This window comes from Rhodococcus sp. (in: high G+C Gram-positive bacteria) (assembly GCF_049591685.1).
Classification (GTDB): Bacteria; Actinomycetota; Actinomycetes; order Mycobacteriales; family Mycobacteriaceae; genus Rhodococcoides.
In genome coordinates this window covers 1-21,053 of record NZ_JBAWFH010000371.1, presented here as the reverse complement: position 1 = coordinate 21,053, position 21,053 = coordinate 1, and the positions used below count along the sequence as shown (strand labels likewise).

Annotated in this window: 21 protein-coding genes; 7 read left to right on the top strand and 14 right to left on the bottom strand. The window is 64.1% G+C overall.

Features of this window, described 5'->3' with window-relative positions; all coding sequences use genetic code 11:
* A partial coding sequence (locus tag WBQ44_RS15565) for a serine hydrolase domain-containing protein (RefSeq protein WP_495567575.1) occupies positions 1-620 on the bottom strand: 620 nt, incomplete at its 3' end.
* Between the two features lie 280 nt (positions 621-900).
* On the opposite strand from WBQ44_RS15565, the gene WBQ44_RS15560 reads away from it, so the two are divergent.
* On the top strand, positions 901-2,145 hold the full coding sequence (locus WBQ44_RS15560) for a low temperature requirement protein A (protein ID WP_495567574.1): 1,245 nt from the start codon (positions 901-903) through the stop codon (positions 2,143-2,145).
* Positions 2,146-2,479: 334 nt separating this feature from the next.
* On the opposite strand, the gene WBQ44_RS15555 is transcribed toward WBQ44_RS15560, so the two are convergent.
* The gene (locus tag WBQ44_RS15555; protein WP_495567573.1) at positions 2,480-2,884 is read right to left on the bottom strand and encodes an SRPBCC family protein; all 405 of its coding nucleotides are present in this window, start codon (positions 2,882-2,884) and stop codon (positions 2,480-2,482) included.
* 374 nt (positions 2,885-3,258) lie between these two features.
* Here WBQ44_RS15555 and WBQ44_RS15550 point away from each other — a divergent pair, with 374 nt between their 5' ends.
* From WBQ44_RS15550 to WBQ44_RS15540, 3 genes are all read left to right on the top strand, one after another.
* Positions 3,259-3,753: a hemerythrin domain-containing protein gene (locus WBQ44_RS15550; protein WP_495567572.1), complete on the top strand. Its 495-nt coding sequence runs from the start codon at positions 3,259-3,261 to the stop codon at positions 3,751-3,753.
* A 164-nt stretch (positions 3,754-3,917) separates the two neighbouring features.
* Complete coding sequence (locus tag WBQ44_RS15545; RefSeq protein ID WP_495567571.1) at positions 3,918-4,250, top strand: hypothetical protein; 333 nt, start codon at positions 3,918-3,920, stop codon at positions 4,248-4,250.
* A gap of 14 nt (positions 4,251-4,264) precedes the next feature.
* Complete coding sequence (locus WBQ44_RS15540) at positions 4,265-4,579, top strand: hypothetical protein (RefSeq protein WP_495567570.1); 315 nt, start codon at positions 4,265-4,267, stop codon at positions 4,577-4,579.
* 1 nt (position 4,580) lies between these two features.
* On the opposite strand, the gene WBQ44_RS15535 is transcribed toward WBQ44_RS15540, so the two are convergent.
* The 5 genes from WBQ44_RS15535 to WBQ44_RS15515 form a co-directional block, all read right to left on the bottom strand.
* Complete coding sequence (locus WBQ44_RS15535; protein ID WP_495567569.1) at positions 4,581-5,642, bottom strand: NAD-dependent epimerase/dehydratase family protein; 1,062 nt, start codon at positions 5,640-5,642, stop codon at positions 4,581-4,583.
* A gap of 168 nt (positions 5,643-5,810) precedes the next feature.
* Positions 5,811-8,072, bottom strand: a complete 2,262-nt coding sequence (gene katG / locus WBQ44_RS15530; RefSeq protein ID WP_495567568.1) for a catalase/peroxidase HPI — start codon at positions 8,070-8,072, stop codon at positions 5,811-5,813.
* 37 nt (positions 8,073-8,109) lie between these two features.
* Entirely contained in the window at positions 8,110-8,553 is a 444-nt protein-coding gene (locus WBQ44_RS15525) for a Fur family transcriptional regulator (protein WP_495567567.1), read from the bottom strand.
* Positions 8,554-8,651: 98 nt separating this feature from the next.
* The gene (locus WBQ44_RS15520) at positions 8,652-10,046 is read right to left on the bottom strand and encodes a cytochrome P450 (RefSeq protein ID WP_495567566.1); all 1,395 of its coding nucleotides are present in this window, start codon (positions 10,044-10,046) and stop codon (positions 8,652-8,654) included.
* Positions 10,047-10,163: 117 nt separating this feature from the next.
* Positions 10,164-10,319, bottom strand: coding sequence for a hypothetical protein (locus tag WBQ44_RS15515; RefSeq protein ID WP_495567565.1), 156 nt, complete (start codon positions 10,317-10,319; stop codon positions 10,164-10,166).
* Positions 10,320-10,529: 210 nt separating this feature from the next.
* On the opposite strand from WBQ44_RS15515, the gene WBQ44_RS15510 reads away from it, so the two are divergent.
* Entirely contained in the window at positions 10,530-10,913 is a 384-nt protein-coding gene (locus tag WBQ44_RS15510) for an STAS domain-containing protein (RefSeq protein ID WP_495567564.1), read from the top strand.
* A 98-nt stretch (positions 10,914-11,011) separates the two neighbouring features.
* On the opposite strand, the gene WBQ44_RS15505 is transcribed toward WBQ44_RS15510, so the two are convergent.
* From WBQ44_RS15505 to WBQ44_RS15495, 3 genes are all read right to left on the bottom strand, one after another.
* Positions 11,012-12,436 (bottom strand): fatty acid desaturase family protein, encoded by a 1,425-nt coding sequence (locus tag WBQ44_RS15505; protein WP_495567563.1) that lies wholly within the window; start codon positions 12,434-12,436, stop codon positions 11,012-11,014.
* A 28-nt stretch (positions 12,437-12,464) separates the two neighbouring features.
* Positions 12,465-13,562 (bottom strand): ferredoxin reductase, encoded by a 1,098-nt coding sequence (locus tag WBQ44_RS15500; protein WP_495567562.1) that lies wholly within the window; start codon positions 13,560-13,562, stop codon positions 12,465-12,467.
* A 203-nt stretch (positions 13,563-13,765) separates the two neighbouring features.
* Entirely contained in the window at positions 13,766-14,785 is a 1,020-nt protein-coding gene (locus WBQ44_RS15495; RefSeq protein WP_495567561.1) for an LLM class flavin-dependent oxidoreductase, read from the bottom strand.
* A gap of 84 nt (positions 14,786-14,869) precedes the next feature.
* Here WBQ44_RS15495 and WBQ44_RS15490 point away from each other — a divergent pair, with 84 nt between their 5' ends.
* Both WBQ44_RS15490 and WBQ44_RS15485 read left to right on the top strand, forming a co-directional pair.
* A complete protein-coding gene (locus tag WBQ44_RS15490) occupies positions 14,870-15,670 on the top strand; it encodes an alpha/beta fold hydrolase (RefSeq protein ID WP_495567560.1) in 801 nt (266 codons plus the stop codon).
* Positions 15,667-16,857, top strand: coding sequence for a PP2C family protein-serine/threonine phosphatase (locus WBQ44_RS15485; RefSeq protein ID WP_495567559.1), 1,191 nt, complete (start codon positions 15,667-15,669; stop codon positions 16,855-16,857). Before WBQ44_RS15490 ends, WBQ44_RS15485 begins: the two co-directional genes overlap by 4 nt.
* Here the strand turns inward: WBQ44_RS15485 and WBQ44_RS15480 are convergent.
* From WBQ44_RS15480 to WBQ44_RS15465, 4 genes are all read right to left on the bottom strand, one after another.
* Positions 16,854-17,939 carry a glycosyltransferase family 4 protein gene (locus WBQ44_RS15480; protein WP_495567558.1) on the bottom strand — a complete coding sequence of 362 codons (1,086 nt, stop codon included), beginning with the start codon at positions 17,937-17,939 and terminating at the stop codon, positions 16,854-16,856. The genes WBQ44_RS15485 and WBQ44_RS15480 overlap by 4 nt on opposite strands.
* Positions 17,940-17,973: 34 nt before the next feature.
* On the bottom strand, positions 17,974-19,212 hold the full coding sequence (locus WBQ44_RS15475) for a lipase family protein (protein ID WP_495567557.1): 1,239 nt from the start codon (positions 19,210-19,212) through the stop codon (positions 17,974-17,976).
* Positions 19,199-20,506: a hypothetical protein gene (locus WBQ44_RS15470; RefSeq protein WP_495567556.1), complete on the bottom strand. Its 1,308-nt coding sequence runs from the start codon at positions 20,504-20,506 to the stop codon at positions 19,199-19,201. The genes WBQ44_RS15475 and WBQ44_RS15470 overlap by 14 nt, the downstream gene beginning before the upstream one ends.
* Positions 20,493-21,053: glycosyltransferase (locus WBQ44_RS15465; RefSeq protein ID WP_495567555.1), on the bottom strand; the 561-nt coding region annotated here is incomplete at its 5' end. The genes WBQ44_RS15470 and WBQ44_RS15465, both read right to left, overlap by 14 nt.

Sequence of the window (21,053 nt, the reverse complement as noted above, 5' to 3'; positions counted from 1 at the left end):
GCCCAGGTCGTGCCCTGAGACTTGGCTGCAGCCACCCCTGCCGCGGAGAATCCGTAGTTGGTGTAGTCGTAGTTGTCCCGAAACGGTTCCAACGGAACCTGATCGAGCCGAGCGAGAATGTCGTCGTAGCTGTAGCCGAGATCTTCGAGGAGATCACCTGCGTGATCGGGCAGGCCTGATCGGTGCGACATCAGATCGGTGAAGCTCGCATGGTCTGTGACATAAGGATCGGACACCGCGAACCCCGGTTCGTACTGGCGGACTGGCTCATCCCATTCCAGCTTGCCCTCGCCGACGAGAGACGCGACCACAGACGATGCCACCGGTTTCGACACCGAGGCCAACTGGAACATGGTGCTGGTGTCCACGAGATCCGGCTCGCCGACCCTGCGGACGCCGAAGCCCCTCGAATACAGGACCTCGTCCTGGTAGACGACGGCAGCCGCGACGCCGGGAGCTCCCGTCGAGGTCATCATGTCGTCGATGTACCCGTCGAGCTGCCCGACAGCGGCATCGACCGCGGCGCGGTCGATCTGCGCAGGAGGGACCTGCGGCGGTGTTTCGGCGAGAACGCCCTCTGCCGAATCGGCAGTGGAACTGCATGCAAGAAGCACAGTCATTCCCAGTGCGACCGCCGACATCGTGAAAGAACCACGGCGCGTTGGTATGAAGACAGTTCTGATTCCGACCATCGAAACTACCCATCCCGAGAAGGAGGCGAATCCAGAACGCGCCGATCCCCGACTGTGGACGCTGCGTTCCCTGCAACGACCATACACCCAATGGTGTAGATTGCACCATGCAAGTTGCAGTAGCTGCCACCGTGGATGCGTTCAATTGCCTGGTTGGCCCGTCGTCACCAGCGCACCCTGGTGCACAGCTGCTGCCAGAGGTTGATCGGTGGAGAGCCGGGTACCTTCCGGCATGGACGATTCCCGCGAACGACCGGAAGACGGCGAGTCCGGAGCCGATCAGTCAACCCCGGTGTTCCAACCGCCTGAACTTCGAATCAAGGACGATCGTGCCGCAACGCGGCTCGAGCTGTTCTTCGACCTCGCCTATGTGCTGGTCGTCCATCAGCTCGCGATCGGTCTGAAGGACGATCTGGGGTGGCACGGGGTTGCCGTGTTCGCCGGGCTGTTCGCCATCACGTGGTGGTCCTGGGTAACCACCACGTTGTACGCCAACCGGTTCGACACCAACGACGTTCTTTACCGGGTGCTCAAACTCGCCGCTACCTTCGCGGTCGCCGTGATGGCGGCAAGCGCGACCACGGCCATCGGCGGTAGCGGAACGGTCGCGTTCGGAATCGGTTACATCGCGACCCGAGTGATCCTGGCCGGCCTCTACTTTCGGGCGTGGCGCCACATCGCCGACGTACGGGTCACCATCGATATCTATCTCGCGGCAACGGTCATCAGCGTGATTGTCTGGACGATCTCCCTGTTCACCCCATCGCCGGTCACCTACATCCTGTGGGCGGTGGGCATCGCTATCGAGGCGGCAGCTCCGTTCGCGGCCACCCGGTGGGGCCAGAATGTGCCGCTGCACCTGGACCATCTTCCCGAGCGTTTCGGACTCTTTGTCATTCTCGTCCTGGGTGAGTCGATTTCGGCCGTCGTGCTCGGCATGCACGACACCGCGTGGGCGTGGTCGTCGATGTCGGTGGCGGCGTTGGGATTCACCATTGCGGCCGCAGTGTGGTGGATGTACTTCGACATCGCCGGCGCCGAAGCGAAATTCGAGATTCAGGACGACGACCGGGCGGTGGGGAGCGGCCGCGCGGACGGGTACATCTACGGACACCTTCCACTCACTCTGGGGATCGCCCTGCTCGGCGTCGGGATCCAGCAGTACGTTCTGCACCCCGTCGGTGAACTCACCGATGCCGGCCGATGGATCCTCTGCGGCGGGGTAGCGCTGTTCGTCGTGGGGATTTGTTCCATCCTCGGTTGGAGTTCGGGCGACTGGAAGACGGTCGTACCGTGGCCGGGGTTGGCCATTCCCGTGGTGCTGGCCGTCGGCGCTGTCGACACCGCGCTCCCGTTCGCGTCGGCGATCGTGCTCGCCGTCGGGGCCATCGTTGCAGTCGTCACCGGCATCGTTCGGCGCCAGCGGAGTTCCGTCGAAACCTCCGAAACCTGACGATCGGAGGCGCCGGCCAACCTCCTCGTTGGGGCAAGATCAATCGGCGCATCACATATCTGAACTCGCGCGACCAGCCGGTGCGCCGGACCGAAGCGCTGCCGGTAGCAAGCGATCAGTCGGTCGCGCTCGCCTCCGTTGCCGACCTCCTACATCTAATCGGTGTTGACACTATCGATACCGGGCCTGTGTCCGAGACATGGTGTTCCGAGCCGGAATCTGCCGCCTACGCCCGGGAGTGCGGCGGTTTTTGGTGCGCGCCCCCGACGGCACCGTCTTCAACATCGTTCGGCAACATGGGAACTGAACAGTCTTCGGAGTCGAGCTTGCACCCTCATCGGCTGCGCTCACGCGCGAGTCGTTCGATGCGGGGCAGTGCAATCGCCATGATGGAGAGGTAGGCCGGCGCCCAGATGGGAACTGCGAAGCTCACCACGCAGCCTCGCCCGTCAAAGATCACCTCGTGCCTCGTGGCAGGAATGCCCGCGACCTTCCAACCCCACAGGCGACCGTCGACGAATTCCGTGATTTCGAACGGCAGCGGCACCCCGACCGGCGTGAACACTTTCCCGCGCGAGCCGAGCGCCAAAGGGCCGAGGCCGTTCAATTCGGCACCCGCGACGGTCGGACCCCATATCGGCCAAGCCGAAAGATCGGTGATCACGTCCCACGCAGCACCCGGAGGTACAGACATCGCACGTTCGACGGTGGGCATGCCTCGACGTAAGTTCAGGCGCATAGCGCCGTGGGTTGCCGATATGACCGACCGCGAAACCTCCGTAGTGCGGCTCAATCGCTGTAGTACTCGGCGAAAGAAGTTTCAACGCGACGGTGTGACCCTTGGTCGTATCGTGAGCGCGGTAGGCCCCCGCTGGGGTGTCGGTCCGCCGGCGCACTTCGTTACCGTCGTTGAGCGCGAGGGCGGGCGTGGGTGCCGGGTGGTGGGCAGCTCGGACTGGCAGTTTCTCGCCCGTGATTTCAGCTGAAACCGTTGCCCAGCATGGCTGTTTGCCCGCATTCGAGCCGGGCAACTGTCAGAGCATCGAACACCTCGTCGATTCGGCACCGGTTTTACGCGCCGGACCTACCGAACGTAGGAAGGGGAGGTCACCCGTGCCTCGATCCATCGCCGACCAGAGCGTCGCGGAGTTCGGCGGACCCGGCAGTGTCCTGGTGCGTCAGCGCCGTGACCACATCGAACTCGATTCTCTGATCCACCGCATCGAAGAGAGCAGCGGAACGGAGCAGGACGATTTGCTCAATGACCTGTGCCGTTTGGTGTTCCCTCACGCCTTCGCCGAGGAGGCGGTTCTGTGGCCGTTCATTCGCAAGCGGCTGCCTCAGGGCGAGAAGCTGACATTGGAAATCGAGAAAGAACACCAGCAGATCAACGGACTCTTTTCGACGCTGGACGTGATCCCGCGATCCGACCCCGGACGCGACGACTTGATGCAGGAGATCTTCGATTTGTTGCGTCAGGATGTGCGCGACGAGGAAGACGAATTGCTCCCGATGATGCGCTCGGAGATGTCCGACGCCGAGCTGAGTCGGGTGGGCAGAATGTGGGAGGTGGTGCGGCGTACTGCCCCGACTCGGCCGGCGGGGTGAAGACCCCCGTACCCGCACCGATCGCTGACGTCACCCGAGTTAGCACTCTCGGCTTCGCAGTGCCAAAATGGGGGTCACCCAAGACGTCGAAGTTCCCCGGTCGACGACGCCGTGACCACCGGGAACACGAGGTGTCTACGCTGATTCGAAAGGACGTGAGAAGTATGAGCATCACGGACTCGCGGGCATTCGGCCGTCTGGTGGCCGCGAGCAGCAACAGTTCCCTCGGGCGCCGTTTCGGGGGGCGGGCGCCGTCGCGAACGCAGGTCGCCGACGCGGCGATCATGATCGGCGCCCTGTCGATCGTCAGCTTTTGGGCCCTGGGGCTCGGTGTCGTGTTGGGCATTTTCGCCGTGGCCGCAGCGCTGTGGGCCGACCGAGGGCCGAGCATCCCCGGCGACCGACCCTCTCGCGACGACGTGATGATTGCCGTGGGAAGCGGAATCGTCGGTGCCGTTGTAGGCATCGGTTTCCTGCTGATGGTCTTCCCGGTCTGATGCTGGACGCCACGATGTCCACGGTTCCGGAGCGGTCCGTCGACCACAGCGGTGCGCTCCGCGGCGGCGCTCGGATCGAGGATGCGCTGGCATCTATGGTCGAGGCATTGCTCTGTCTCGCCGAGTGGTCGCGGAACCATCCCTCCTCGCGAGCCGATGGCTACGACGAGGCGGAAGAGTTGGCGGCGCGGGCGGTGGCCCGCGCCGCACGACTGGCGGAGGTCGATCCGTCACAGTTGGTGGGCCCACAGTCACAGTTGGTGGGCCCACAATGGCGCAGATATCTGGAACTACACGAGTACGTGACGGCGTCCTCTCGGGGCCGGTGAGTCAGGGTTGTGATCGACGCGACACCGTCCCGTGCAGCAGAGATCCGAGGCGGTCGGCGGCAGTTCTCTTACGCAGGGGTGCGCTGGTGCCGGACGCACGCTCACGCATTCCTTTCACGACGTCGGCCAACACGGCAGGCCCGTCGAGCGTGGCCGTCCAGCCCAGTTCTGTTCTGGCACGCGTCGTGTCGAGCAGTGGCGTCTCGTATGCGAGATCCACCCAACCCGGATGCACGGATTGCAAGCGCGTTGCAAAAGAAAACGCCGCGGCCGCTCGCATAGCCGCGCGAGGAACAGGGATGGCGCGGGCGTCGAGAGCCGACTCGAAGTCGGTGTAGCGAATGGGGGTCGGCGCGGAAAGATTGAACGCCCCCGCATGCGTCGTTGTGAGCGCGGCGACGATAGCTTCCGCTACGTCCGCGGACGCGACAGCGGGAAGCATGATCGAGCGATCCATGGGTAGCAGCGGGACCCTGTCGACCACCCAGGACGGGACGAGGTCGGGCAGGGCATACCTGAGCAACGCGCTCCCGAAATTGTACTGACCGACCATCCCAGGTCTGAGCCGCACGATGGACGGGCCGTCGCCCTGTGCCTCCACCTCGTCCAGCGCGAACTCCGCGGCGGCCTTGTCGACGCTATAGGTGGACTCGGTGATGCCCGTTCGTGAGTAGTTCTCGTCGACCGGCCTTCCGTACGAGCCGGGGGAGTACACCCCGCTCGACGACATGTGAACGAGTCGGCGCACGCCCGCGCGTGCGGCGGCGCCGGCAACCGCCGCGGTTCCCCCGACATTCGTCCGTCGTAGATAGCCGCGATCGCGCATCGGCTGAAAACCGATGGCTGCGTGGACGACTGCATCGACGCCGGCGAAGACATCGACCAGCCGTTCCTCGGCGTCGGAATCGGCGATGTCCATCTCTTGCCACCGCGAGCCCGCGTACGGCGGCGTCTCGGGTGGTCTGCGGCGCGAGATGCCGACGACGTCGACGTCCTCCCTCGACAACCGTTCGAGAAGAACGGTTCCTACGTTTCCGGTCGCGCCGGTGATTGCTATGCGCACGACATCATCTCCGTGGCGGGCTCGGCGACGTGAAGGCTGTTCGACTTCGAAGACCTGTCCATAGACCCGTTGTTCCCGGCAATCGGCTCGGTCAACCATGCGAGCAGAACGAAGAAACGACAACGGCCGGTGGACGCATTCTCGCGTCCACCGGCCGTCGTGGTCACATCACTTCAGGTCGAACCGGTCGTTGTCCATGACCTTGACCCACGCTGCGACGAAGTCGTCGACGAAGCGCTGCTGGGCGTCCGACTGTGCATAGACCTCAGAGAGCGCACGCAACTGCGAGTGCGACCCGAACGTCAGATCCGTGGACGTGGCAGTCCACTTGGGCGTACCCGTCTTGCGGTCGGTGCCCTGGTAGATGTGGTCCTCGGACTCCACCGGTGCCCACTCGTTCTCGAAATCGAGCAGGTTGACGAAGAAGTCGTTGGTCAACTGGCCGGGGCGATCGGTGAACACACCGTGCTTGTTGCCGCCGTGGTTGGCGCCGATCGCACGGAAACCGCCGACGAGGACGGTGGCTTCGGGCGCCGTCAGGTCGAGCAGGTACGCCCGATCGAGCCACAGCACCTCGAGTGGCGTGTCCTCCTCATCCTCATCGCGCTCGGCGGGGATGTAGTTGCGGAACCCGTCGGCACGCGGCTCGAGCCACGAGAACGACTCGACGTCGGTGTCATCCTGCGAGGCATCGGTGCGGCCCGGGGTGAACGGAACGGTCACCGGGTTACCCGCATCGGCGGCAGCTTTCTCGATCGCCGCCGAACCTGCCAGCACGATCAGATCGGCCAGCGACACCTTCTTGTTGCCCGATGCCTGCTCGTTGAAGTCGGCCTGGATCTTTTCGAGAATCGGCAGAGCCTTCGCCAGTTCAGCGGGCTCGTTGGCCTCCCAGTTCTTCTGCGGTTCGAGCCGGACGCGAGCACCGTTGGCTCCGCCGCGCATGTCGGTGCTGCGGTAGCTCGCGGCCGAAGCCCATGTCACGTTGACCAACTGGGCAATCGAGAGCCCGGAATCGAGGACGGTCTTCTTCAGCGACGCGACGTCCTGTTGGTCGACCAGATCGTGGTCGACGGCCGGAACCGGGTCCTGCCACAGCTGCGCCTCGGGAACCCACGGCCCCTTGAACCGCGTGACCGGCCCCATGTCGCGGTGCAGCAGCTTGTACCAGGCCTTGGCGAAGGCCTCCGCGAGTTCTTCCGGATGGTCGAGCCAGCGACGGGTGATCTTCTCGTATGCCGGATCTTCGCGCAGGGCGACGTCGGTGACCAACATGGTCGGAGCGCGACCCGGTCCGCCGAACGGATCGGGGATGGTGCCGGCGCCCGCGCCGTCCTTTGCCACGAATTGCCATGCCCCGGCAGGGCTCTTCTGCAGTTCCCAGTCGTAGCCGTACAAGTTCTGCAGGTAGCCGTTGCCCCACACCGTGGGTGTCGACGTCCAGACGACCTCGAGGCCGCTGGTGATCTGGTCTTCGGCCTTGCCCTTGCCGTACCCGTTCTTCCAACCGAGGCCCTGCTGCTCGATGGGCGCGCCCTCCGGCTCGGGCCCGATCTTGTCGGCAGGTCCCGCGCCGTGCGTCTTACCGAAACTGTGGCCGCCGACGATCAGCGCCGCGGTCTCCTCGTCGTTCATCGCCATGCGGGCGAACGTTTCGCGAATGTCGTGTGCTGCCGCCACCGGATCGGGTTCGCCCTCGGGGCCTTCCGGGTTGACGTAGATAAGGCCCATGGTGGTGGCGCCGAGTGGCTTTGCCAGCTTGCGCTCGCCGTTGGGCTTGTACCGCTTGTCGGTTCCGAGCCACTTGTCTTCCGGTCCCCAGAAAACCTCTTCCGGCTCCCATACGTCTGCGCGACCGAAGCCGAAGCCGAAGGTCTGAAAGCCCATGGACTCGAGCGCCACGTTGCCGGCGAACACCAGAAGGTCCGCCCAGGACAGCTTGGTGCCGTACTTCTGCTTGATCGGCCACAGCAGTCGACGGGCCTTGTCGAGGGTCGCGTTGTCGGGCCAGCTGTTGAGCGGGGCGAAACGCTGTGCGCCCTGGCCACCGCCGCCGCGCCCGTCGAACACGCGGTAGGTGCCGGCGGCATGCCAACTCATACGGATGAAGAGTCCGCCGTAGTGGCCGTAATCGGCGGGCCACCAGTCGCGCGATGTCGTCATCAACGACACGAGATCCGCCTTGAGGGCAGCGGGGTCGAGCTTCTCGAACTCCGCCGCATAATCGAAGTCCTCGCCGAGCGGGTTCGACTTCGACGAATGCGCGTGCAGGATCGACAGATCGATCTGCTCCGGCCACCAATCTTTGTTGGTAAGAGGCGCGTGCGCCTTGGGCTTCGGCGACTCGATGACCGGATTTTCGCTCTCGCTGGTGCTGGCGGTGCCGGCATCGGAGTTCGGCGGGCGGCTGTCTGACGTATCGGAGGTCACAGGGTTCCTTTCCAATCGAGGTACTCGGTCTCGGCGATCACGAACGTGATCGAGTAAGGGGAGGGGCTGCGCACTCGCTGCACATTCCCCAGTAGATGACCTCGGCTTCGTCGAACACGAAACCAAGCCCGTCGGGCGGTTCGATGCACGGTGCTTCGCCGGTTGCGCAGTCGGCGTCGGCGATGAGACCGCATGTGCGACACACGATGTGATGATGGTTGTCGCCGACGCGGGATTCGTAACGAGCCAGGTGGCCTGCGGGTTGAATGCGTCGCAGCAAACCCGCTGTCGTCAATGCGTCGAGCACGTCGTAAACGGTCTGATGCGACACACGGGGGAGTGCCCGACGCGTCAGTCCGAGGATCGTTTCGGTGTCTGCATGCGGTCGAGCTTGGACGGCTTGCATGACGGCCAGCCGCGGTTCGGTGACCCGAAGACCGGCGACTCGCAGTCGCTGCGAGTCCTCCGACTTCAGATGCATGCCATCACAGTAGACACGATGACGTGATCGCGCGAGTGTTTTCTGGAATTGATCAACATTCGGCCGGAGGTCTTGACTCGCAGCGGGTCCGGTACGTGTCAGGCGCCGCCTCGCGTTCGCAAAGCGATCGAGTAATGGTTGACCGTGGAAGGGAGCGGGCCGTCAGCAGACAGTCCGGGCTTCGAGACGAGCGTGAGTTCGGGGAAGGCCGACACGAGGTGCGCGATCGCCGTACTGGCGATGAACAACACCAGGTTCTCGCCGGGGCAGCGGGCCGGCCCATCACTGAACGGGACCAGGCCGGCAGTACGCGATGCCCGCCCATCGAGCCACGCGTCGGGCGTGAAATCGTCGGCAAAAGGGACCGCATCGCGATCGCGATGAAAAGCCGTTGCGAGAATGAGAAAGGCTGTGCCGGAGGATATCTCGAACCGACCACCAGCAGGGCCCCAGGTGGTCGGAGTTACCGAGTCGCGAAGTATGGCAGGAGTCGTCGGCCAGAGCCTCGTGGATTCGAGAACACAGGCCTGCAGGTACGGCAACACAGCCGGCGATGAAAGTTCTTTGCTTCTGGATTCGTCGATCGCGCGCTGCATCATGGCGGGCTGAGCCGCCAACGTGGCGAGCGTGCGCAGCGTCACGATGCCGGCCGCATCGAAAGCGAACAGCCAGTGAGGTATCTGACCGACTGGGTCGACTGCAGACTCGGGACGAGCGGCGGCAACGGCCCCTGCCAGGCTCAACGGGTCGGCGTCGTCGACGTAGTCGTAGAGCCGGTCGAGAAAGCGATCCCTCAGACGGCGACGGTTGGGTCGTAGATATGCCCAATTTCCCCGCGCCCTGAGCTTCCACAGTTCGTCGGTGACGGTGTTGTCTTCTCGCGCAGCGTCACCGAGGACGACCCGGCGCACCATGTACCACCAGGACTCGAGGAACGTCGCGGCGGACAGTTCGCCGCCGGCCGCCGCCACTCGCTCGACGAGTACCGACATCTCGTCGTCGACGGCCGATGCAATTGCACCTGCGAGGTGGTGCAGAGACTGGCCGGTGTCGAGCACGTTCTCGTTGAAGTGGCGGCGCGGACCGCGCACCGAACCGCGAGAGATCAGCACGCCGTGTGGTTGAAACGGACTCAGCGACGCCTGCTTCTCGCGGTTGGCCGGAGTGAAGTCGTCTGGGGACCGATCAAGGATGCGTTTGACGTCCTGCGCAACCAGCGGCAACGCAATGCGTCGCCCAGGGAGATCGAGCAAAAGGGGGCCGGGGCCGTACTTCGCCCGAAGCTCGGCGATCGTGGTCACCGTGTCGGCGTCGGTCTGCCACTTCTCGAGCAGCGGCATGATCGAGCGGCGACGTGCGATCACACCACCCGCGACCAGTGGCCCCGCCAGCGAGGCGAGCAGATGCGCCGCTCGAACGCCGGACAGAGTGGGACCCGATGTGATGGCTGCCGATTCGACCGGGGACGTCGAGTGGGTCGCGGGTGAATGCATGGGCTGGGGATACCCCAGACCGGGGCTGGAAAACGGCCGCGCAAAAAGTGGGCACATAAAGAAACGGCCGCGCACGCGAGCGCGCGACCGTTCTTCGGAAGCAGCCCCACAAGAGAATCAGGACAGCTCTTCGCGCTCGTGTTCGGTACGTGCGGCCAGCTCGTCGTCGTCGATGTGTTTCGGTGTCTTTGCGTGCTCGCGGTGATCGGGGTGCGCCTCTTCTGTGGGGATCAGCACATCGTCCAGGGTGGGTTCATTGTGTGGATCTGTCATGACAAAAGCGATCCCCGGGTTGGTGGCCGGTCAAACGTCGGCAGGTCAGGGTGGATGGCGTCCCGACCAGACGCAGTACCGACATCGGATAAGCTCTTTCGGCAACTTTGGTCGAGCCCGTGCCGAAGTTTTACTCTCGTCGGCGTGTGGTGGACATGCGCCGGTTCGTGAGTTCGCTGTAGAGGTCGGTACGAACGATGGGTGTTTTTCATGACGATTGATGACGTGGCTCGAATGTCGCTGGATATCGTCGAGCAGCGCGTGGGCGATACGACGGTGCTGTCGGTCTATGGTGAGGTGGATCTGACTACGTCGCAATATCTGACCGATGCGATCGATGCGGTGGTGACCGACTCCGGACTCTCTGCCGTGGTGGTGGATCTGACCGGGGTTCCATTCTTCGCCTCGGTCGGGATGTCGATTCTCGTCGACGCGAATCGGCGACTCTCGGCGAATGCTCGCTTCGTCGTCGTCGCCGACGGCCCAGCGACCGCGCGGCCGTTGATGCTGGTGGGGCTGGACCAGGCATTCCCGATCTACTCGGATCTCGATGCTGCGTTGAGTGCGCTCGCAGCGGATTCGGTGGGAAGCTGAGGGCTCCACTTCGTCCACAGAACGCCGTTGCCCCGGTGACCGTGAAAAGGTCTCCGGGGCAACGACGTATCTACTGTCGTCGGACTGCTGCGCCGCTGTCAGTCGTCGCCGCGGGGCGGCGGCTCGACGTCGACGCCACCTGAGTTGTGTTCAGGTCCCGCGGCCGGGTGGCCGGCGGGTACCCGACTGCGCGACCTGGCCGCTTCACTTTCGGTGGGACCGTCGGTGAACTTGCGGCGCCACGCTTCTTCTGGGCGGTACGGGCCGGGCTTGGGCCGGACCTTTCCTCCCGGCAAGGCCAGCCGGGCAATCGTCCGGTGAACCATTCCCCACTGCTGCATCAGCGGTCCGGTGTTGTAAGGCAACTGGTATCGCTCGCAGATGTCCTTGACCTTGGGTGCCACCTCCGAATACCTGGTGCTGGGCATATCGGGGTACAGGTGATGCTCGACCTGGTAACTGAGATTCCCGCTCATCAAGTGGAACAGCGGGCCGCCGTCGATGTTGGCTGCACCGACCAACTGACGGACGTACCAACCGCCGCGGGTCTCGTTCTCCACCTCTTCTTTGCTGAACGTGTAGGCCTGGTCGGGAAAGTGCCCGCAGAAGATGATCCCGTGAGACCACACGTTGCGGATGATGTTGGCGGTGAAGTTGGCTGCCACGGTTGCCAGGAACGTGTTCTCCACGCCGCTGAAACGCGAGTCCAACGCGGCGGCCACACGACGGTTCTTGCCGAAGCGAGTACTCCCACGGATCTTACCGGCAATCCGCGACTTCTTGCTCTCGCGCAATCGGCCACCCGACGCGAGCTGTGCGAGGGCAAAGGCACCGGCACTGACCGTCGGCCAGCCGATGTAGTCCTTCACGAACTGGCGACGAGCCTTGCCTGCGATGCCCTTGAGGTCTTGGAGGAGGTCCTTGACCGGCTTCTCTCCGCGGCGGATTGCCTCGATGTCGAGGTCGTGGAGAGCTACTCCCCATTCGAAAAACGCCATCAGCAAGACGTTGTAGAACGGTTGTGCCAGGTAGACCGGGTGCCAGGGCTGCCTCGGGTCGATCCGCATTATCTCGTACCCGAGGTCTTTGTCCTTACCTCGGATGTTGGTGTACGTGTGATGCACGTAATTGTGGGAGTGCTTCCACGACTGGGCCGTGGATGCGGTGTCCCAGTCCCACACGGACGAATGGATTTCCGGATCATTCATCCAGTCCCACTGGCCGTGCATAACGTTGTGCCCGATCTCCATGTTTTCGAGGATCTTGGCGATGCCGAGGCACGCAGTGCCTGCCACCCAGGCAGGCTTGCTCGTCGAGCCGAGAAGCAGTACGCGTCCTGCAGCGAGAAGTTGCCGCTGAGCTGCGATCACGGACGTGATGTACTTGCGGTCCTTCTCGCCGAGGCTCGAGTACACCTCGTCGTGGATGGCGTCGAACTCCTTGGCGAGTTCGGCAATGGTCTCATCGCTCAGGTGAGCAAGCGGGTTGACCGGATCAGCCCTCGTGGTGTCTTCGATAGTCATCGATTCGTCCTTTCCGAACAATGCCGAGTCACAGTTCGATCTCTATGTCGCCTTCTGCGGTGTTGACGCAGATGCGCACCGCTTGCCCGGTCGGTTCTGAGATGTCCCCGTTTCGGAGATCTCGTAAACGCCCGGACTTCAGTGTGCCCACGCAGGTGTGACAGATACCGATCCGGCAGCCGAACGTCAGATCGAGGCCGGCTTCCTCGCCCGCGGCGAGAATGGTGGTGCCGCCATCGCACTCCACTTCCTTCTCGCTGTTGACGAACCGGACGGTACCGCCCTCACCGTCACCGGCGTCACCGCCGATGACCGGTTGGAAGCTTTCGTGATGAAAGCGGTCGAAGTCGCCCCGCTCTTTCCAGTACGACTTCAGGTCGTCGAGATGTTCGCCCGGACCCGAGCAGAACGCCTCGCGCTCACGCCAGTCGGGAACCAGCTCGTCCAGTTCCGAGGCCTTCATGCGGCCTTCGTCGCTGGTAATGCGCAGTTCGAGCCGGAGCCCCGTGTGCTTCTTCTCGAGTTCTTCGAGGGTGTCCGCGAACATCAGTTGCTCTCGGGTGTGCACCGAATGCACAACGACGATGTCCTTCACATGATTCTTGTGATCCAGGCTGCGCAGCATGCTGATGATGGGCGTGATGCCACTGCCCGCGCTGATGAACACCATTTTGTCGGGGACGGGATCGGGCAGCGTGAAGGTGCCCTCCACCTCGCTGAGACGGACGATGTCGCCCGTTCTTATTCTGCCCACCAGGAAGGGCGACACCGTGCCCTCGGGGACCAGCTTGGGGCTCACGCTGACCAGGCCATCCACAGGATCGGGATCCGAGGTCAAGGAGTAGGCCCGCCAGTGATATCGACCGTCGATGAGCACCCCGAGACGGACGTACTGACCGGGGATGTGCCCGGCCCACTCGAATCCCGGCCGGATGTAGACCGAGACTGCATCGGAACCCTCGGGCTCGACCATTTGCACTTGACCACGGAGTTCACGCGTGGTCCACAGTGGGTTGATCAGAGCCAGATAGTCGTCGGGACGTAGGGGATTGAACAACAACCGTATTGCGCGCAGAAATGACCTGCGGACTAGTGATACCTGGGGTTTGGCCCCGCGCTCTGCCACAAGGCCCAAGGTAACCGGCACGCAGTGCCAAGGTGTGGAAATCAGCGAGAAAGTTCAGAGAAATCGCCCGAATACTATGACGTGCAAAGGAATTTGCGCCAACCCGGCGGCAGGCACGGCAGAGTTGTACGCGAGACCCCCGCGCCCCGAAGTCGAGAATGCCTCCGACCGCGAGATTCGAAACCTCGCGGCCGCAGCGTCCTCTAGCGCCAGCCGAGAGCGGGCGCGACGTCTCGCAGCACGGCGTCGATGACGTGTGCGCAATATTCGACACCGAGCTGGTTCGGGACGGTCAGCAGCAAGGTGTCGGCAGCGGCGATGGCCTCGTCCGCGCGAAGCTCTTCGATCAGGCGATCCGGCTCGCCGGCGTAGGACTTCCCGAATCTGGCGATCCCGCCGTCGATGTAGCCGACTTGGTCCTCGCCGTCGCCTTGCCGACCGAAGTAGGCGCGATCGAGATCGTCGACGATGGGGAAGATGCTGCGGCTGACCGAGACCCGCGGCTCGAACGAATGCCGGGCGTCGGCCCAGGTCTTACGGAAGCGTTCGATTTGCTCGGCTTGCAGTTGGTGGAACGGGATGCCGGTGTCCTCGCTCAGCAGGGTCGAACTCATCAAATTCATTCCGTGCTCTGCGGTCCATTCCGCGGTCGCCCGGGTGCCGGCGCCCCACCAGATCCGCTCTCGGAGACCCGGAGAGTGCGGTTCGAGTCGCAGCAGTCCGGGGGGATTGGGAAACATGGGCCGGGGGTTCGGCTGCGCGAAACCGCGTCCCTCCAGCAGGTCGAGAAATACACGAGTGTGCTCACGCGCCATTTCGGCGTTGTCGGTGCCGGGCCTCGGCTCGTACCCGAAGTGGCGGTAGCCCTCGATGACCTGCTCGGGCGACCCCCGGCTGATGCCCAGCTGAAGGCGGCCACCCGAAATGAGATCGGCAGACCCGGCGTCCTCCGTCATGTAGTACGGATTCTCGTAGCGCATGTCGATGACGCCCGTCCCGATCTCGATCGACCGCGTCTTGGCGCCGACCGCGGCGAGCAGCGGGAACGGAGAGGACAGCTGATTGGCAAAGTGGTGGACTCGGAAGTACGCGCCATCCGCGCCCAACTCCTCGGCGGCCACGGCCAGATCGATGGACTGCAACAGCACGTCGGACGCCGAACGCGTCTGCGACTGCGGTGACGGTGTCCAGTGGCCGAAAGACAGGAACCCGATCTTCTTCATTGACGCTTCAACGTCTGGAGTCCGTATGCATATTCCGCACGTCCTCGGTCCGACCCTCGAGCATCGGAATGAGAGACTGCTGGCGTGGATGTGCGAGCCAAGAACAACGTCGTGATCGTGGGTGCGGAGACCGGCCCGACGGTCATGCTGGCGCATGGGTTCGGGTGCGATCAGAACCTGTGGCGAGCCGTCACGGAGTTGCTGACCCCGACATGCCGTGTGGTGCTCTTCGATCACATGGGGTCGGGTGGATCGGATCTGTCGCTCTGGGACGAGGGTCGGTACTCCGCTCTCGAGTCCTACGCCGAGGATGTCGTCGAGATCGTGCGCTCCCTCGATCTTCGAGACGTCGTCTTCGTGGGTCACTCGGTGGCGTCGATGATCGGTGTTCTGGCCGCTGCCGACCACCGGGAGTTGTTCGCCGGACTCGTGTTGTTGACGCCGTCCCCCCGATACATAGACGACGGCGATTACCACGGCGGTTTCTCCCGCGCCGACATCGATGAATTGATGGAGTCGCTCGACAGCAACTACCTCGGCTGGTCGCACGCAATCGCGCCGACCATCATGGGCAATCCCGATCGCCCCGAACTGGCCGAAGAACTGACCGACACGTTCTGTCGAACGGACCCGGTCTGCGCCCGGACCTTCGCCCGGGCTACCTTCCTCTCCGACAACCGTGCGGACCTCCCGCGCGTGGCAACACCGACACTGATCGTCGAATGCGCGAACGACTCGCTCGCGCCACGCACGGTCGGCCGATACGTGCACGACAACATCGAGGGCAGCACACTGATAACCCTGGACGCCAGCGGACACTGCCCCCACGTGAGCGCACCCGTAGACACCGCGGCGGCCATTCTGCCGTTCGTTCACGCGCTGTGAGCGATACCGATCCTCTGCTGCAGGACACTGCGGACGATCTCTATGAATTCGCGCCCTGCGGGTACCTGTCCACGTGGCCGGACGGCACCATCGCGAAAGTCAATGCCACCCTCCTCCAGTGGCTGCAGTTCGAGCGAAAAGACCTGCTCGGGCGGCGGTTCGTCGACCTACTGGCAGTCGGCGGAAGAATTCACTACGAGACGCACTTTGCGCCCCTGCTTCTCACGACCGGTAAAATCGACAGTGCTGCAGTCGATTTCGTCGATTCCCACGGTCAGCGCCTGCCCGTCTTCATCACCGCGAACGTTCGGACCGGCAACGACGGTAACCCGGCCCTGGTCCGCATCACTGCCCTCGACGCGCGCGAGCGACGCGCGTACGAACGCGAGCTGATCGAGGAGCGAAGGCGTGCCGAGCTCGATCGAGAGCGGGTACAGGTGCTCGCGACGACGCTGCAGCGGTCACTTCTGCCGACGTCCCTGTCCCCTCCTGCAGGCCTGGACGCGGACGCGTACTACCACTTCGCGTCGAAATTCGATGTGGGAGGCGATTTTTACGACCTCTTCCCGCTGTCCGACAACCGCTGGGGCTTTTTCCTCGGTGACGTATGCGGGAAGGGGCCCGATGCAGCCGTAATCACGTCCTCGACCCGCTACACGCTACGTGCCGCCGCAGTGTACGACCGCGATCCGGTGGCCGTTCTGAACAACCTCAATTCTGTTCTGCTGCAAGAATTCGGCCAGGAAGAGTCGCGGTTCTGCACCGTGGTGTTCGGTACGCTGTCGCGGTGCAGCGGCGGGTTCGACGTCGAGATCGCCAGCGGCGGGCATCCGCCGGCGCTGGTGATGAGGGCCGACGGCACAGCGGAGTACCTCCACACTCCGGGTGGGCAACTCGTCGGTATCCTTCCCGAAGCGCGATTCACGAAAACACACACCCGTCTCGAAGCCGGAGACACGTTCGTGCTCTACACCGATGGTCTCACCGAAGCGCGGACCGGCGAAGGACGCCAACGTTTCGATGACGACGGCGGCGCATTGCTGACATTCGCTCGCGCACACGCACCGTCCTCGGCGCCCGGCATCGTCGGCTCGCTGAGAGAACTGATGGAGAGCTTCGGAGCGGGCCTCGAAGATGATGCTGCGATCATGGCATTCGGAGTACCGAACGACCGAGCCGGAAGCTAGGCGAGCAGTTTTTCGAGCAACGCAGGCAAAGTGACCGAGAGGTCGTGCTCCGCGGCTATGCGCGCGCGGGCAGCCTCGGCAATGGAGAGCCGTAGATCGTCGTCCGACAGCACGGTGTCGAGAGCTTCGGCCAGCGCCGCCGGATTACCCGGTTCGACGAGAATGCCGGCTCCGCCTGCGAGGAATTCGCTGGTACCGCCGTGGTTCGTCCCGACCACCGGGAGACCATGAGACATGGCTTCGAGAACGGAGAGCGGGCCGGCCTCGGGCGACGTACTGGCCGACACCACGACGTCCCACCTTTGCAGCGCGGTCTCGGGATCGAAGTGGCCGAGGAACTCGACGCGTCCGGCGAGGTCGGGCTGTCCGGCACGAGCCTTCAATTGTGCAACGTATTCGGCGTCGCCGGGAAAGCTCCCGCCGGCCAACTCCACGCGAATGCCGGGCAGCATCGCGGCTGCGTCGAGGAGCACCGTGTGCCCCTTCCACGGCGTGAGGAGTGCCAGCATTCCCACGACCGGGGGAGTGTGAACGGCCCCACCGTAGCGGGTCGCGGGCCATCCAACGCCGTTGTGAGACACGATGGTTCGAACACCAGCAGCTCGCAGTGGTACGGCGGTGGCGTCCGACACAGCGACGGCGACGCGTATCGCAGGCCGACTCAACGCGACCACGGCTCGCTGCTTCGTGCTGATCATCGTGTCGTGCACGAGCCAGGATGCGCCTCCGCGAGAACCGGCAAGCCGTGCGACGGGCAGGGCGAAAAGCGAGTTCACCACGGTTGCGGTGCCCGGCGTACGCGCTGTGCGCCGCACTGCCTTCGCAGCGGTTGCCCACCGCGCCACCAGTCGCAGAGCTGCGAGGCCGCGCGCCAGTCCTCGCTCGCCGCCGAGACCCAACTGCTTCATCGGAATATGCGTCACAGTCGGCGGTAGCTGTTCGGAGAGTACGCCTCTCGGGCAGGCGACGACCACGTCGTGGCCTTCGCGCAGTGCTTCGTCGACCAAATTGAGCAGCACTTTCTCGGCCCCGGACACCTGCGCGGTGTGGGCCAGGAACAGCACGCTCGAAGCGTCCGTCATTGTTCTACCTGTTCTGTTCGAAGAAGCCGGCGCGTCACGGCGCGCACGTCGTGGACGGAGGTGATCCGGCAATTCGACCGTCGACCCAGTCCACCGTCTCGAGCCCGATGTTCAGGATGCCGTGGCCTTGGCCTGGCGCCACGACGAGATCGATGACATCGCCCAGCTCGCAGCCCTGCCGCACAGCCGCCTCCGTCCACGAAGGAACGATCAGCTCGTCGCGGTCGCCGTACGCAACCAGCATCGGCTGCGGCGCGCGGACTCCCGGCAGAGAGAAATCGGCGAGGGCGTCACGGAGGCGTTCTGCTGCAGCGTCGTCGACCGGACGGTAGTCGTCGGGAGTGACGGACTCGGCGATCTTCGCCTGCAACCCTGCCTTTTCGCCGATGCATGCGTCGTAGACGTCGGCACGGTCTTCGAGCACGCCGTGAAGGTAGTCATCGGGGTCCACATCCGGGTGCGCCACGACCACACCGTCCAGCAGCAGCGGAAGCACGGTGATCTGCTCCTCGGTGAGCGTGCCGTCGACCATGGCGTCGACGAAGGGGGTCAGGTCCGTCGCAGGCGCCACGCTGATGGACCCGAGAAGACGCAACCCACTGCCGTAGTTCTCGGACAACTCGTTGGCCGACCACACTGCTTGACCGCCCTGAGACACCCCGTAACCCAGCCAGGTATCGGACGCGGCGGGTTCGGCTTCACGCGCAGCGCGCACGGCATCGATGATGTTGTACCCCGCCGTCACCGGTTCGAGGTAAGGATGGCGCCCCGGTGTGCCGAGACCCTCGTAGTCGGACATCACCACCAGGTAGCCGGCAGCGAGAAAAGGAATGATGGACGGCAGATTGCCGAGTAGACCCATGTTTGCGGACGGCGCGCATCGACTCGCTGTTCCGGAGGTCGAATGCCCGATCGACACGATGGGCCACCCCCCCGCGGGGGGCTCGCCCTCCGGAACGAACATGACCCCGGAGACCTCGGTTGGCGAGCCGTCGATGCCGGACGTGGAGCGGTAGCGAATCGTGCTCGACTTCGCGGCCAGTGAATCCACCGCCGAATAACCCTGGAACACGGACGGCGATCCGATGAGCTGTCCGGGTGCGAGAGACGACAGCGTGGATGTGGTGTCCGTTGCACCACCGTCTGTCGACGAACACCCAACGATACTGGCGAACAACATCATTGCCGACGGCAACGCGACGCAGCGTGCCAGACGGCTGAGCCTTCCGGCCGATTGCGTCGGGACCACGGCCCCGATATCAGCTGACTTCATCCCGCAACAACGCCACTGGATCGGAACACAACCGTGCCAGCGCGGATTCGATGACGGCGTCGCCGATGAACTTGCTGCAGAACGATGCAGTGTAAGTACGTCCGCCCTCCAGCTCCGAAATCAGCATGGTGACCCCGTCGGGGCCGTCCGGTTCGAGCGAGGCGGCCAACTGCGGTGGACGCCCGTCCTGCGCCCATCGAACGTGTCCGAACACCGACAGTTTTCCGAGATCACTCACCGCGAGGCGCAACCTGTCGGGCACTTCGGTGAGGGTACGGTCCGCTGCCGCCTGTGTGCCGGGTGCGTCCGCACGCCCACGGATGGATGCAAGGGTGTCCTTGACCTCGGACATGCCGAGAATGGCAATGGGCCAACCGGACTCGATGACAGCTCGCATGGTTTTCGCGATCTGCCCGGGCCCCGACGCCTCCGGCAGGTGCAACGGGATGCCGACAGCAAAGTTTCCGTGCGCTGAGTGAAGGTCGGGTTCGAGATAACGCCGCGAGTTGAACAGGACCATGATGTGGTCGTCGACATCGACGTTCTCTGCGCGGAGTGCGGCCGCCCAGAGCGCGATGGACACCGACGCCGAGGTTGCACCGGGCGCCTGCGCCTTCGCCCACTTCTTCAGTTCGACGACCTGCGCAGGCGCCATGTATCCGGAGCGGCTGACTTTGGCGGACTCCCAATTCTCTATCGTCCGGGTCGAACCAGATTCCGGATGGTGCTTGCGCTTGTGCGTCCCCCGCAATCGCCATAAGTTGCGAAGGGCTCTTGGATTCGCAGAATAGAAGCGCCGCAACGCCTTTCGCGTCACGCCCGGTGGTAGGCCGACTGCCAGTCCGCGCGCTCCGGACCCGTCGGGGTCGGTGGCGAACGCAGCAAGCATCATCAAGCCGATCTGGCCGTCACCGAGGCCGTGCGAAATGTCGATGGCCAGGTAGTCGCCGCACACCAACGCCTCGAGCGGTGCACGTCGACCGGAGCGGTTTCGGGTTTCGGTCAACAGTGAACCCAGATCCGACGTGTCTGCGTCGGGCAGGTGCTCGACGCCGGCCGCCGCAATGTTCGTTCGATAATCCCACCACGACGTGTCGGCTTCGGGCGCGAGTGCGAGCCTCGGCTCGTCGGAGGCGTGCTCGGCTGCGGCGACGGTGGCGCGTGTGCGGTCCGGGTCGAGCCCGACGATGGGGCCCACGGCAGCGACTATCCGGGCCTCGGCGAACACGCGGTCCATCGGGGTGGCCCGGTACCTTATCGGGCCCGATCCGGTGACACGGTCAGACAACGGCATCGACGACCTCCTGCATCCGTGATCTGAAGTGTGCGCGCGAGAACCCTTCCGCCCATCTGCGGATTTCGCTGCGATCGAACATATTCGGGTCGAAAGAGCTCATTGCCCGCGCGAAACCGTCGACCACTTGCTCGTCCGATCCCGGATCGACGAGCACCCCGGACATCCCGGGGACAACGGTGTCGATGGCACCGCCCTCACCGAGAGCGATGACAGGCGTTCCCGTGGCCATGGACTCGACGGGAACGATTCCGAAATCTTCGATGCCGGGCATCAACAGAGCGCGTGTCTTACGGTGCAGCTCCAGCAGCCTCTCGTGCGAAACCCTCCCGAGGAACGTGGTGTTGGGCCCGGCCAACTCTTTGCAGGCGTCCATTGCGCGACCGTCTCCGGCGACGACCAGCGGCACGTTCGCGGCAGCGGCGGCTCGGACGGCGATATCGGGACGCTTGTAGGGAACGAGGCGCCCCGCGAGGAGAAAGAAGTCCTCCCGATCGACGGACGGATCTGGCGTGAACCCTTCGGTATCCACCGGGGGATGCACAAC

What these genes read in the sequence shown, in the direction of transcription:
- WBQ44_RS15555 (WP_495567573.1), bottom strand. Translation starts at nt 2,884, where the DNA reads ATGCGCCTGAACTTACGTCGAGGCATGCCCACCGTCGAACGTGCGATG.
- WBQ44_RS15545 (WP_495567571.1), top strand. Translation starts at nt 3,918, where the DNA reads ATGAGCATCACGGACTCGCGGGCATTCGGCCGTCTGGTGGCCGCGAGC.
- WBQ44_RS15540 (WP_495567570.1), top strand. Translation starts at nt 4,265, where the DNA reads ATGTCCACGGTTCCGGAGCGGTCCGTCGACCACAGCGGTGCGCTCCGC.
- WBQ44_RS15525 (WP_495567567.1), bottom strand. Translation starts at nt 8,553, where the DNA reads ATGCATCTGAAGTCGGAGGACTCGCAGCGACTGCGAGTCGCCGGTCTT.
- WBQ44_RS15520 (WP_495567566.1), bottom strand. Translation starts at nt 10,046, where the DNA reads ATGCATTCACCCGCGACCCACTCGACGTCCCCGGTCGAATCGGCAGCC.
- WBQ44_RS15515 (WP_495567565.1), bottom strand. Translation starts at nt 10,319, where the DNA reads ATGACAGATCCACACAATGAACCCACCCTGGACGATGTGCTGATCCCC.
- WBQ44_RS15510 (WP_495567564.1), top strand. Translation starts at nt 10,530, where the DNA reads ATGACGATTGATGACGTGGCTCGAATGTCGCTGGATATCGTCGAGCAG.
- WBQ44_RS15505 (WP_495567563.1), bottom strand. Translation starts at nt 12,436, where the DNA reads ATGACTATCGAAGACACCACGAGGGCTGATCCGGTCAACCCGCTTGCT.
- WBQ44_RS15495 (WP_495567561.1), bottom strand. Translation starts at nt 14,785, where the DNA reads ATGAAGAAGATCGGGTTCCTGTCTTTCGGCCACTGGACACCGTCACCG.
- WBQ44_RS15480 (WP_495567558.1), bottom strand. Translation starts at nt 17,939, where the DNA reads ATGACGGACGCTTCGAGCGTGCTGTTCCTGGCCCACACCGCGCAGGTG.
- WBQ44_RS15475 (WP_495567557.1), bottom strand. Translation starts at nt 19,212, where the DNA reads ATGAAGTCAGCTGATATCGGGGCCGTGGTCCCGACGCAATCGGCCGGA.
- WBQ44_RS15470 (WP_495567556.1), bottom strand. Translation starts at nt 20,506, where the DNA reads ATGCCGTTGTCTGACCGTGTCACCGGATCGGGCCCGATAAGGTACCGG.